This is a genomic window from Chitinophaga filiformis, assembly GCF_900102545.1.
Lineage (GTDB): Bacteria > Bacteroidota > Bacteroidia > Chitinophagales > Chitinophagaceae > Chitinophaga > Chitinophaga filiformis.
Genome location: NZ_FNBN01000003.1, coordinates 1,263,548 through 1,276,628, shown reverse-complemented (window position 1 = coordinate 1,276,628; position 13,081 = coordinate 1,263,548). Strand labels below are relative to the sequence as shown.

Sequence of the window (13,081 nt, the reverse complement as noted above, 5' to 3'; positions counted from 1 at the left end):
AGGTTGATTTAACTACTATGGGAATGATTCTTCAAAATTGGAATAAATTCGGGATATAAAACAGATTCAGTTTTGTAATTTTTGACCAGATCAGATTGGGGGTTGGCGAGCTTGATTAGTTTGTGGTTTCGGAATGTTTTGATTTGTTTTCTTTGGGAGTTTTGTTTGGTTGCGATTTGTTTTTTAGTGGTGTTGCGGATATGTTTACCGGCGCCGCTTGGGTTTTTCAGATGAGAGATTCCGGGCTGTACCCCTTTTCGATACTTACTATCAGGCTTTATCAAACGTAGGAGTTGCGCACTCTTTTGCAGATATCGTTTACCGGCGCCGCTTGGGTTTTTCAGATGAGAGATTCCGGGCTGTCCCCCTTTTCGATACTTACTATCAGGCTTTATCAAACGTAGGGCCTTAGAATCCCTATTAAACCCCTGTCAATCGCATCAGCATCTCAAAGGGCTAAGGCCCTGCATCTCCATCTGAAACCCCTGCGCTGCACCTGTGTTCCATTTATAGCAGAACGGTTGAATCAGAACAACTCCAATGATCCAAACTTCTGCTTTATTTCATGCTCTATTAACCATTTCTTACGCCAGATTCCGCCTGCATAACCAGTGAGGGAACCATCACTGCCTATTACTCTGTGACAGGGTACAACAATCGCTATTCTGTTCTTGCCATTAGTGGTGCCGACTGCCCGGATACTTTTGGGATTGTTGATCCGTTTTGCCAGTTGCATATATGATATGGTCTGACCATAAGGGATTATTGTCAGTTGTTGCCACACTGTTTGCTGAAACTCCGTTCCAGGTTGTGCAATAGGAAAAGTGAATTGTTGTAAACTTCCGGCGAAATATGCTTCCAGCTCTTCTATGCATTGTAGCAATGTATCAGGTAAGGAATCATGGGTGATGGATATTCCCTCTTTGAAAGTCAATGTGTTGATGGCATGCGCATCACCAATAATAGTAAGTGGTCCTACCGGAGTTATAATGGTATGTATATGTGATGGCTTCTCTGGTCCTACATCTGACGGCATTATTGGCGGTATGTGAGACGTTATCATATCATTTAGTATTATTAGTATTACTAGTATTATTGATGTTACTAGTGGTATTGATGTTGTTGATATGTTGATATTGTTGATATTGCTATGTTGTCGATATTGCTATGTTGTCGATATTGTTATGTTGCTGATATTGTTATGTTGTCGATATTGTTATGTTGCTATTATTGTTGATGTTGTTGACGTTGTTATGTTGTTGATATTGTTATGTTGCTATTATTGTTGACGTTGTTGATGTTACTTGATGTTGCTGATGTTATTGATGTTATCAGATTATGTATTGTTTAGTATTATGTTGGTGATGCTTTTAGTTAGTAAAGCGATCGCCATAGATAAAACGTGGCATATGCTGCATGTTCTTTCCAATGCTGCGTATATGCTTTTACATCTGCTATTGATGGTTTAGAAGACAATTGCAGCTGATATTTCAATGCGTTATGTAAACCTGCATCTTCCAATGGCAATGCCTGGTGATGGCGGTGGTGTTTCATTAATACATAGTTAGCTGACCAGTTTCCAATACCCCTGAATGATACCAGATGCTCTCTTGCCTGCTGATAGTCCATATTCTCCAGTTGTTCTGCTGTCAGGAATCCGTCTGTCATGGATTGTGCCAGGCGGATGATGTAATCTGCTTTACTACGGGAAAATTGCATCTCAATTAAGGAGGCAGGTTCCAATGCTGCAATCACTGAGGGATGGGGATATACATAGTGGTCCTTCCCATCTATAACTGCATGATGTCCGAATGCCTGAATAAAACGCCGGCGCAAGGTGTAGGCAAAAGCCAGGGTGATCTGCTGTCCGGTAATGCTCCATGTCAGTGCTTCAAACAGATCAGGGATACCGATCAGTCTCAATCCCTTATAACGCGCTACAAGGGAAGCCAGTACAGTATCTTTTGCTGCAAAGCCGTAGAATGACCGCAAATCCGCATCCAGATGCAGCCAATGACTGATATACCGGCGGATATACTCTTCATTGATGCTTATTGTGCTATCTGACTCATTTGAGTCATTCAATCCATTGAATCCATTCAATCCAATCAATCTATTCACCCCATTCAGGTCGTTCGGTTCTCCGCCACTACTTGTGCTCCTGACTGTTGCACGCAATACCTTTGATGCAGGATCATCACTGATCTCCACCAACACCGGCTGACCGTTTGAGACGATCATTTTCTGTATAACTCCATCCTCTACATAATGCAGACATTCCTTTTCCGAACGCCCCAGAAACACCAGACATTCTGCAAAGGAAAAATTATCGTGATCAGTAACCGGTATATTGACAACTGTTTGTTGACTCATGAATATTCATTAATAATTAGATAATTAGCCCTGATTTCTACAACCACTTATGCTATGAGTATATCTATATGACTTATATACTATACCGCATATTATATGGTTTATTCTCCCGACTTCTATGCAACCTCTACTTCGTACTGCTTATACTGCGCAGTTTATACTAAGCGGTTCATACAATGCGACTTATACACTGCCTACCTGTACTATGTAGTTTATGCTATGCAACTTATACACTACTTACCTGTATTATGTAGCTTATGTTATGCGACTTATACACTACCTACCTGTATTATGTAGCTTATGTTATGCGTCTTATACACTACCTACCTGTATTATGTAGTTTATGCTATGCGACTTATACACTGCCTACCTGTATTATGTAGTTTATGCTATGCGGCTTATACACTACCTACCTGTATTATGTAGTTTATGCTATGCGGCTTATACACTACCTACCTGTATTATGTAGTTTATGCTATGCGACTTATACACTACCTACCTGTATTATGTAGTTATGCTATGCGACTTATACATCGTGCAACCTATACTACGTGGCTTATTTCATGGATTCCATTTCAATTATATAAGGTTACGGCTTACAACGCTTACAAGCACGATAGCCGTTCTTCAGTGCTTCTTCTCTTGTAAGATAAAAAGTGACGTTATCAGGGCGTGGATTTGCTGAACAGGACGGCTTACAAAAAATCCCTGTTGTCCTTACTGCATTATAGAACAGACCGTCAAACTCCTTATCTTTACTCAGCATGGCCTGCAACATCACGGGATGTGTCAGGGGCGCACCTTTCTCATAAGCTGTCCATTCCAGGAAAACACCATGATCATTTTCCACTGATTGCTCTCCCCATTGCAGATAAGCATCGAGCCATTCTTTAAGAGAATAGAATGCTGTTTTATTAAGATATCCGTACCGCTCTCTACCTGCCTGATAAATCTTTATCCAGCCGCTTTCCTCCAGCAATTGCAAATGTTTGGATACTGCCTGCCTGCTAATATCTCCAAAATGCTCATTGATCTGATTCACATTTAATGGCTGCAAACGTAACAGGGAAAGGATCTCCCTGCGTACCGGATCGGCTACACCTTTAAACAGTTCATCCATTATGCAATTTTTTAGTTGCGTAAAGTTATGCAATTTTCTAGTTGCGCAAAATATTTATCGACTAAACTTATAAACTCCGCAAGAAAACGGAGTCGTCCATAATATAGATGCCGTCGTTAATAACAGACACTCCTCCCTTCACCCATAACTCCAAAGCAGCGGACGGTTCCAGGTGGAGACCAAAGGGCCTTATCCCTTTGAGACCCTGACACGCTTGACAGGGGTTTAATAAAGATCTAAAGCCAACTACGATTGATAAAGCCTAATAGTAAGTGCCGAAAAGGGATACAGCCCGTGGTCCCACCTGGAACCGCGAGCCAAACAATCCCCCATACCGCTCTAAATATCAGCACACTCCACCCCCAAGTGGCGGACGGTTCCAGGTGGAGATCAAAGGGCCTTATCCCTTTGAGACCCTGACACGCCTGACAGGGGTTTAATAAAGATCTAAAGCCAACCACGATTGATAAAGCCCAATAGTAAGTGCCGAAAAGGGATACAGCCCGTGGTCCTACCTGGAACCGCGAGCCAAACAATCCCCCATACCGCTCTAAATATCAGCACACTCCACTCACCCATAACCCCCAAGCAGCGGACGGTTCCAGGTGGAGACCAAAGGGCCTTATCCCTTTGAGACCCTGACACGCTTGACAGGGGTTTAATAAAGATCTAAAGCCAACCACGATTGATACAGCCTAATAGTAAGTGTCGAAAAGGGATACAGCCCGTGGTCCCACCTGGAACCGCGAGCCAAACAATCCCCCATACCGCTAAATCTCAGAACACTCCTCCCAAGCAGTAGACTCAAAAAATCCCCAACCATATCAGACGCTTTTTCCTTACTTTTGAACCATATCAGATTCACCATGCTAAAAACAGCCGAACATCTCTACCTCCAGATCGCCGACAAACTGGAACAACTCATCTCCAAAGACGTCCTGAAGATCGGAGACAAACTCCCTTCCGTGCGCACCATGAGCGAAGAACAAGGCGTGAGTATGAGCACCGCCTTCCAGGCCTACTACCACCTGGAAGCAAAAGGACTGATAGAATCCCGCCCAAAATCAGGCTATTACGTGATCTTCAGCCCCCGCAGAATGCCGGAAATGCCCAAAGCATGCGAAGCCGTAAAAAAGCCCTCAGAAGTGACACTGCATGAAATGATCACACAGGTATCCCAGGATATGAGCATGCAGAATATCACGCGGTTCGCCTCCGCAGCACCACCGGAATCACTGCTGCCCACAGCGAAGATCTCCAAGGCAATGATACAGGCACTGCGTAAGTCTCCCAGCGCCGGACTCGCATACGAGCCTGTGCAAGGCAACCCGGACCTCCGCAGGCAAATAGCGCGTAATTCCATACTCTGGGGCGGCGCTATCAGCGAAGATGATATCATCACTACTAACGGCTGCATGGACGCACTGACACTCTGCCTTTCCGCCGTCACACAACCAGGCGATACCATCGCACTGGAAAGCCCGGCATATTACGGTTCCCTGCAACTGGCAGAAAGCCTGGGATTAAAAGTACTCGAAGTCCCTACCCACGCCGCTACCGGCGTAGACCTCGAATACCTCGACAAAGCAATCCCGAAGTTTAAAATCAAGGCCTGTCTGTTCGTAACGAATTTCACCAACCCGCTGGGCGCGTGTATGCCGGATTGCAACAAACAGGCACTCGTCAGATTGCTGGAAAAGTACAATATCCCCCTCATCGAAGATGATATCTATGGCGACATGTACTTCGGCAAAGAACGCCCGGGTGTATGTCAGACATTTGATACCAACGGACTGGTACTGCTATGCAACTCCTTTTCTAAGTCACTGGCGCCGGGATATCGCGTAGGCTGGACCGTACCTGGTAAGTTTAAAGAAAAAGTACTGAACCTGAAAAGGCATCACTCTATCTCCTCCCCCTCCCTGCCCAGCGCCGCCATCGCGTGCTTCCTGGAGAATGACCGGTATGAGCACCATCTCAGAGGTATGAGAAAATCCCTGCACACCCAATATATGCGCTACCTGCAGGCTGTCAGGGAATACTTTCCGGAAGACTGCTGCGTATCCCGCCCACAGGGAGGTTTTGTACTATGGGTAGAGCTAAATCCTAAAGTCAATACTTACGAACTGTATGAACAAGCCATAAAACACAAGATCTCTTTTGCACCCGGCAGGATCTTCTCCCTGCAGGAACGCTATAACAACTGTATGCGCATCAGCTTCAGCAATCCCTGGAGCAAACAAATTGATGAAGGACTTAAAACATTGGGACGACTGATCCGGAAGATGTCATAAATAAGGAAGGCCGGGATAAGACTATCCCGGCCGACTGCGTAAACCTACAACTGTATATACTGTATACAAAAACTTATGCTGTTTTACGGTAGTTCAGGATCGCCCAGCCATTCAGCACAACAGCGAAAGCAATCTCATACAGGAACTGCATCTTAATATCGCTGAAATGACTCCCCTTCAGTACGATCATCCTCACCACATCGATGAAATGTGTGACCGGCGTCAACTTCGTAATCATCTTCGCCCATGGCGGCATATTATCCACCGAAACGAATAAGCCGCTCATCAGCATGAATATCATGATGAAGAAGAAGGCCACGAACATAGCCTGTAACTGGTTATCGCTGTACGTAGAGATCAGCAGACCGAAGCCCAGCAACGCTACCAGGTAGATAGAGAGGAAGCTGTATAACAGCAGAAGACTACCCACAGGAATCACCCCATACACATACCTCGCCAGCAGCAGACCGATTGTAAAATCGACCATACCAATTGTCCAGAAGGGAATCATCTTTCCGATGATGAACTGCCACTTTTTGATAGGCGTCACGTTGATCTGCTCAATGGTGCCGATCTCCTTTTCCTTTACGATGTTCAATGCAGCAATGAAACCACCTACCATCGTCACTAATAGCACCAGTATGCCCGGCACCATATAAAGATGATAGTTCATCTCAGGATTGAACCAGTTGGAAGAAGTGATATCGATGGTTCCGACAGCAGCAGCCTTTGTCGGTAGCCATTTCATGCGGATCTCGTTGTTGAAATCACCGAGGATGGTGTTGAGATAAGCACTCCCTAATCCAGCCTTGGTACCGTTGATAGCATCTGCAGCCAGATAGACGGATGCCTTGCTTTCCCGCACGAGATCTGTTTCGAAATGCGCAGGTATCTCCAGGATGATATCTGCTTTTTCCCTTTCTATCTGATGCATGGCCGGCGTGTAATCAGTATAATAACCGGTAATGCGGAAGTATCCGGAAGAAGCGATCTTCGATACCATTTGCTGTGTATAGGTAGAATGATCTCTGTCTACCACAGCCAGGTTAATATTCTTCACGTCAAAATTCGCCGCCAGCGGCATGATCAGCAGCTGCACCATCGGCATGATAAAGAGGATGGGTAAAAGTCCCTTATCGCGGAATATCTGCCTGAATTCCTTCTCCAGTAATAGTCGCAGTGTTCTCATGACAGACGTGTTTTAAAGCTCTTAATACTGATAATTAACAAGGCAGTGGTCATCCCTGCCAATACCAGTGTTTCCTTCCATATCACTCCTATCCCCAATCCTTTCAACATAACGGCTTTGATGATCACATAAAACCAACGTGAAGGCACCGCATTGGAGACGACCTGCAAAGGCACAGGCATATTCTCCAGCGGGAAGATGAAGCCGGTAAATAAGATGGTAGGCAACATCATGCCCATCATAGATACCATCATCGCAATCTGTTGTGTACGGGTCACGCTGGAAATGAGCAGTCCCAGTGAAAGACAACAGATGATGAACAACGTGCTTTCGAGGAAGAGGAGTATAATATTCCCCCTGATAGGCATATCCAGTAAGAACACACTCAGCAGCAGGATGATGATCAGATCTATCAGCGATAATGCGAGGTAAGGCACTGCTTTTGCCAATACCACGTAAGTGGGTTTAAAGGGCGATACCAGCAGTATCTCCATGGTACCCATCTCCTTCTCCCGCACAATAGATACCGATGTCAGTGTCGTACAAATGATCATCAGCACCAGCGCCATTACACCGGGTATAAAGTTCATGGAGCCATTCATTTCCGGATTGTATAGCATGCGGGTGACCGGCTCTATACGCATGGGAACATTGGCAGTAGGACTGATCTGCTGCTGATAATCCCCGATAATAGCCGTGAGGTAATTGGTTAATGTCTTCGCTGTATTGGGATCGGCAGCATCTGCAATAATCTGTATCTGCGCTGTCTGTCCGTGCTGCAGATCATTGCCGAAGCCTGACGGAAATACCACCGCACATTTCACCTTTCCTTTTTTGAAGGCCTTATAGATATCTTCATCAGACACCACCCTGGCATTGATATCAAAATATTTACTGGCGGCGATCATAGTAGTGAGCTGTTGTGAAGCCATATCACCGGCGTGATCTACTATAATGATCTCCGCATTCTTTATTTCTGTTGTCAGTGCATAACCGAACAACAGGATCTGCATGACCGGCAATCCGAACAGGATCAGCAATGTGCGCCTGTCCCGGAATACGTGGTAAAACTCTTTTCTGACAAATACCATGAACTGTTTCATGTATATCTTGTTTAATCGGCGGAACGCTTTGCTGTTCTCGCCAGTGCATAAAATACCTCATTCATGGAGGCGGCATCAAACTGTTTCTTGAGATTTGCCGGTGAGTCCAGTGCATCGATACGCCCGTCTACCATGATGGAAATACGGTTACAGTATTCTGCTTCGTCCATATAGTGTGTGGTGACGAACACCGTGATCCCATTGGCTGCTGCATCGTATATCAGGTCCCAGAACTGCCTACGTGTTACCGGGTCTACACCGCCGGTAGGCTCATCGAGGAATACGATCCTGGGCTGGTGGATAATAGCCACAGAGAATGCCAGCTTCTGCTTCCATCCTAAAGGAAGACTACCTACCATCATCTTTGCTTCCTTCTCTAAACCCAGTTTGGTGATCAGCTCATCCCCTTTCTCTTTCAGCTGCTTGTCTGACAAGCCATAAACACCGCCATAAAAACGGATGTTCTCCCTCACTGTCAGACTCTCATATAAAGAGAACTTCTGACTCATATAACCGATGTTACGTTTGATAGCTTCCTGTTGTCTGAACACATTATAGCCTGCTACAGTCGCCTCTCCTGAAGTCGGATAAGACAAGCCGCACAACATACGCATAGCGGTCGTTTTCCCTGCGCCATTCGCCCCAAGGAATCCGAAGATCTCTCCCTGGTCAACGTCAAAAGAAATATGGTTCACCGCAAAGAAATCGCCGAAACGTTTTGTCAGGTCTTTACAGACAATTGCCTTTTCACTCATGTGTGCTTGTTTTAGCAATAAAACAGTCTTCTATATCTGGCGTGATCTCTTCAATATGAACACCCTGATGCCCTTTACTTTCCAACCAGGATAACAATTCTGCCGGATGATCCTTTCCTTCGTCTTTGAAAGACAGGTGCAGTTTATCTCCAGCAGCATAACACAACCTGATACCTGCATACTGTCTCGTATCCTTCAGCAACTGATGTACTTTCGGAGCCCTCAATGCATACAACTTACCCGGGTAATCTTTGATGATATTAGCGGGCGTGTCAATAGAAAGTATCTGACCGGTTTGTATCAGCGCAATCCTTTCACAGAGACTGGCCTCGTCCATGTAAGGAGTAGACACTACTATCGTGATGCCTTCTGTTTTCAGGCGTTGCAACATCTCCCAGAATTCCTTACGGGATACAGCGTCTACACCGGTAGTAGGTTCATCGAGGAAGAGTACTTCCGGCCGGTGTATGAGTGCACAGCAGAGTGCCAGTTTTTGTTTCATACCACCCGACAGCTTCCCTGCACGCCTGTTCTTAAAAGGAGCGATCTGCTCGTAAATATCTTTGATCAGTGCATAGTTGGCTTCTACCGTAGTACCAAACAGTGTGGCAAAAAAATGCAGGTTCTCTTCGATGGTTAAGTCCTGGTAGAGCGAGAACTTGCCCGGCATATATCCCACGCAACTGCGGATCTCATGGTAATGCTGAACCACGTCATATCCTGCTACAGTAGCGGTTCCCTTATCTGATAGCAGCAATGTGGTAAGGATGCGGAAGATGGTTGACTTGCCTGCACCATCTGGTCCTATCAATCCGAACAGCTCTCCTTTTTTTACAGAGAACGATATATCCTGTAAGGCGGGCGGTCCTTCTTTGACATACGACTTACTGATATGTTGCAGTATGACTGTATCCATGATCAATGGAATTGAGTGATAGCGAACATGCCTATTTTCAGATAACCATCATTGGGAACGCGGATCTTGATGGCATATACAAGGTTAGCGCGTTCTTCTTTTGTCTGGATGGTTTTAGGCGTAAACTCCGACTTACTGGAAACATAAGAGATCACACCGGAATAGGTTTTATAATTCTTCTCTCCTGCATCGATCAATACCTTAACGGACTGTCCCAGTTTGATCTCCGGCAATTGAGAGCCGGTGATATATGCTTTCAGCAACAGCGTATCTGTATCTGCTATCTTGTATAATGCTTTTCCAATTACCGCCATCTCGCCCTGTAATGCGTATCTTGCCAGCACTGTACCTTTCACGGGATTCACAATCACACCTTTTCTGATCTCATCATCGTAGCGTGCCAGTGATTTCTGCAAAGGACCTCTTTCACTCAGTACGCTCCTGTTCTTATCAGCAACGCTGGTCTCATTGACGGTCAGTTGCTGACGCGTCACGATCAGTTGTTTTTGTAACTGGTCTACGGATGCATTGATGTCGTCCAGTTGCTTGGGCGTGGCTGCATCTGCTTTTACAAGATTCTCTGTACGCTGCTGTTCATGCAATAACTGCTTTAGCTGCGCCTCCTGCACGGCCAGTTGTTTGCGTACCAATGCCAGTTGTGGCTGCGGATCGGTAGTCTTTTCTCTTAAGGCACTGATAGTGGCTTCCGCCTGTTCTTTCTGCAGCGCGAGACCGTTAACGTCTATCTGTCCTACTACCGCGCCTTCACGCAGGGTATCTCCTTCCTGTACAGTAAACGATAGCAGCTGTCCATTCTGTTGTGCAGACACAATCACTTCATCTGCTTCAAAGTTGCCCGAAGCATCGGCTTCTGTTTCCCTGCCGGAGCAGGCAGCCAGGAAGAAGAAGATCACTGGAATTGATAAGTATTTCATATCTCAAACGACGATTTATTAGTTACCGGATGTGTTTCTGTTATTGTATTGTACCTGCAGCAACTGGATCTCATGCAGGATGAGGTTTTGCCTGGCCTGGCTTTCAGCGTTCACATAACTGATGTAATCATGTGAGGTGATCACCCCGTTTTCCAGTTGCGCTACAGCCGCCTTTTTTACGGAAGTACGCAGTGCAATGATCTCTTCATCCTGATGAATAAGGTCACTATACTGAGCGGCTTCAATCTGTTGACGGGTCATAGTAAGCTTTGTATCGAAGAGGAATGTCTCCTTGCGTACGTCCACGTCCTGCTTGCTGATGCGTAATATCTGTCTGCTGTTCTTATTTGTATAAAGGCTGCCTAATCCCCAGCTGAAGCGGATACCGCCCAGGGCATAGAAGCCGAATTCGTTGCTGACAAAATTCAGCGTAGGCCTCCCATAACTTCCCTGTACAAAGGCGCTGACCTTAGGCAGGTAGTTTACCTTCAGCTGTTTCTCCTGCACATCATAACTGCGCTGCTGGTAGTCATACAAGAGCAGTTCCGGCCGGCGGATTTCTGCGGGCATCGTAGTAGGCGCAGGCCTTGTCAGCCGGGTCTGATCATCCAGGGGCTGGTTAATGAACAGTGCCAGTACCTGCAGGTAGGCCTGCCGGCTGGCCTTCAACTGCACCTGTGCCTGTTCAACGTTCAGCAATTCCGCTTTCAGTTCATCCAGGCTACTGCGCAGGGCAGTACCATTGCTGACAGCACCTTCGGTTTTGTGGATCCCGCTCCGGATGTCTTCCATCCTCAACTCGTTCTGGCGTAGTTGTTCGTCGATCAGCAGGATACCAAAAAAGAGCTGGCTTACCCTATCCTTTATGTTGTACAGGTTCACCTCCAGTTGTTGCTGCTGAATGGCGGTATTGGCCTTACTCAGCTCTTTCTGGTAGTGAATATTCCCACCGTCGAAAATGGTCTGCGTTACTTCCGCCTGCACCTTATACTGGTCTTTACTTAACTGAGGAGCACCGGGAAAGGGAATCTCCACTACCTGCGACTGGTAAGTAGCCTGACCGGAGAAGTTCAATTGCGGCAGATACCCCTTAGCAGCGTTAGCCACCGTGTAGTTACCGGTCCTGCTGATCAGCTCCCGCTGCTTGATCAGCGGATAGTTCTTTTGCGCCAGCTGGTAACAATCCTCTAAGGTCAGGTTTGTTTGCGCCATGAGGGGCGTTGTGCATAACAGCATGGCCCATACGAGATACTTCATCATTTGCTAACTATTTATTTTAACCATTTGGTTAATTACAGTTCAAAAAAAAGCCCTAAGGCTTTAACCAGGAAATGATAACATCTCCTACCAGTTTTTTACGTTCTTCTATCAGCATATCAAACTGTACACTGTCCTGTTGAAAAACCCCTTGTATGAGTGGCCTTGCCACAAAGGGAAAGATGCACATGGATACTATATTCATGAATAACTGCACCGGGCTGACCTCTTTAATAGTACCCTTTTTACCTGCCTCGATTATTTCTTTCATAAAGAGCATAATATCGGGGAATGCCGGCTGTGAGCTTATTTTTTTCACCATCATCTCCGGCTGCTGATTGATTTCATTCAATACGAAGATGGGCAGATATGGCGTTTCCGCGATATTGGTAATATAATTTTCTACCAGCATTCTGATCTTCTCTTCCAGTGGCATAGGCTTGGTCAGGATATTGCCCAGCCTTCCCATCATCTTTGAAAAAGCTTCATTAAATACTATTTCAAACAGCTTTTCCTTGTTCCGGTAATAATAATGCAACATGGCCTTGTTAATACCCGCTTCATCTGCAATATCCTGCATGCGTGCACCAGCCAGGCCGCGTTTTATAAATATCTTTTTGGCGGCTTCTATAATCAATTCCTCTGTGTTTCTTTCTTTTGCCATTTAAACTACTTGATTTAACCATTTGGTTAAACAAAGGTAATAGGTAGGTATCAATCTACCAAAACAAAAATAAAATCAGCTTAGTTGTCCGAAAAAGGAAGAGAGGAATTTCATCATCTCCTTATTAATGGTTAACTGAACATTCCGGCCGGTTTTGTCATATATGAGTAGCCCACTATCTACCAGGATCTTAATGTGGTGAGACACAGTGGGTTGTGACAAACCGGTAAGCTCTGTAATTTCACAACACTGAATAGCGGATTGCCGGGACGCTGCCAGTATAATGGATAACCGGTGCTTATCAGCAATAGCATTTGCTGCTTTCTCTATCGTAACTGCATCCATTCTGTAAAAATAGATATTTTTCAATGTCTGCGAAAATCCGACAGCCGTTAGCGGGCTCATACCAATATTTATTTTTTCCATTAACAAAAATTAACAACCGTCTGCTGTAGCCTTGCGTATATGAAAGGAT

At 45.5% G+C, this 13,081-nt stretch carries 13 protein-coding genes; 1 reads left to right on the top strand and 12 read right to left on the bottom strand.

Annotated features, from left to right (window positions below; all coding sequences use genetic code 11):
- Window positions 1-8: 8 nt before the first annotated feature.
- The 4 genes from BLR32_RS34075 to BLR32_RS17325 all read right to left on the bottom strand — a co-directional run bounded on the left by BLR32_RS34075 (window position 9) and on the right by BLR32_RS17325 (window position 3,493).
- Window positions 9-398: a hypothetical protein gene (locus tag BLR32_RS34075; RefSeq protein WP_089833991.1), complete on the bottom strand. Its 390-nt coding sequence runs from the start codon at window positions 396-398 to the stop codon at window positions 9-11.
- A 128-nt stretch (window positions 399-526) separates the two neighbouring features.
- Entirely contained in the window at window positions 527-1,063 is a 537-nt protein-coding gene (locus BLR32_RS17335) for a methylated-DNA--[protein]-cysteine S-methyltransferase (RefSeq protein WP_245705452.1), read from the bottom strand.
- Between the two features lie 311 nt (window positions 1,064-1,374).
- Window positions 1,375-2,373: a DNA-3-methyladenine glycosylase family protein gene (locus tag BLR32_RS17330; RefSeq protein ID WP_089833987.1), complete on the bottom strand. Its 999-nt coding sequence runs from the start codon at window positions 2,371-2,373 to the stop codon at window positions 1,375-1,377.
- A gap of 589 nt (window positions 2,374-2,962) precedes the next feature.
- Window positions 2,963-3,493, bottom strand: a complete 531-nt coding sequence (locus BLR32_RS17325; protein ID WP_089833985.1) for an ArsR/SmtB family transcription factor — start codon at window positions 3,491-3,493, stop codon at window positions 2,963-2,965.
- A gap of 866 nt (window positions 3,494-4,359) precedes the next feature.
- On the opposite strand from BLR32_RS17325, the gene BLR32_RS17315 reads away from it, so the two are divergent.
- Window positions 4,360-5,787, top strand: coding sequence for an aminotransferase-like domain-containing protein (locus BLR32_RS17315; RefSeq protein ID WP_089833981.1), 1,428 nt, complete (start codon window positions 4,360-4,362; stop codon window positions 5,785-5,787).
- 73 nt (window positions 5,788-5,860) lie between these two features.
- Here BLR32_RS17315 and BLR32_RS17310 read toward each other — a convergent pair whose 3' ends face one another.
- The 8 genes from BLR32_RS17310 to BLR32_RS17275 all read right to left on the bottom strand — a co-directional run bounded on the left by BLR32_RS17310 (window position 5,861) and on the right by BLR32_RS17275 (window position 13,032).
- Window positions 5,861-6,976: an ABC transporter permease gene (locus BLR32_RS17310; RefSeq protein WP_089833979.1), complete on the bottom strand. Its 1,116-nt coding sequence runs from the start codon at window positions 6,974-6,976 to the stop codon at window positions 5,861-5,863.
- The gene (locus BLR32_RS17305; protein ID WP_089833977.1) at window positions 6,973-8,079 is read right to left on the bottom strand and encodes an ABC transporter permease; all 1,107 of its coding nucleotides are present in this window, start codon (window positions 8,077-8,079) and stop codon (window positions 6,973-6,975) included. The genes BLR32_RS17310 and BLR32_RS17305 overlap by 4 nt, the downstream gene beginning before the upstream one ends.
- A gap of 11 nt (window positions 8,080-8,090) precedes the next feature.
- The gene (locus BLR32_RS17300; RefSeq protein WP_089833974.1) at window positions 8,091-8,834 is read right to left on the bottom strand and encodes an ABC transporter ATP-binding protein; all 744 of its coding nucleotides are present in this window, start codon (window positions 8,832-8,834) and stop codon (window positions 8,091-8,093) included.
- A complete protein-coding gene (locus BLR32_RS17295; RefSeq protein ID WP_089833972.1) occupies window positions 8,827-9,750 on the bottom strand; it encodes an ABC transporter ATP-binding protein in 924 nt (307 codons plus the stop codon). Before BLR32_RS17295 ends, BLR32_RS17300 begins: the two co-directional genes overlap by 8 nt.
- Before the next feature lie 2 nt (window positions 9,751-9,752).
- Window positions 9,753-10,685 carry an HlyD family secretion protein gene (locus BLR32_RS17290; RefSeq protein WP_089833970.1) on the bottom strand — a complete coding sequence of 311 codons (933 nt, stop codon included), beginning with the start codon at window positions 10,683-10,685 and terminating at the stop codon, window positions 9,753-9,755.
- An 18-nt stretch (window positions 10,686-10,703) separates the two neighbouring features.
- The gene (locus tag BLR32_RS17285) at window positions 10,704-11,945 is read right to left on the bottom strand and encodes a TolC family protein (protein WP_245705451.1); all 1,242 of its coding nucleotides are present in this window, start codon (window positions 11,943-11,945) and stop codon (window positions 10,704-10,706) included.
- A 52-nt stretch (window positions 11,946-11,997) separates the two neighbouring features.
- Window positions 11,998-12,606 carry a TetR/AcrR family transcriptional regulator gene (locus tag BLR32_RS17280; RefSeq protein ID WP_089833968.1) on the bottom strand — a complete coding sequence of 203 codons (609 nt, stop codon included), beginning with the start codon at window positions 12,604-12,606 and terminating at the stop codon, window positions 11,998-12,000.
- 75 nt (window positions 12,607-12,681) lie between these two features.
- The gene (locus tag BLR32_RS17275) at window positions 12,682-13,032 is read right to left on the bottom strand and encodes an ArsR/SmtB family transcription factor (protein WP_245705450.1); all 351 of its coding nucleotides are present in this window, start codon (window positions 13,030-13,032) and stop codon (window positions 12,682-12,684) included.
- Between the last annotated feature and the right edge of the window lie 49 nt (window positions 13,033-13,081).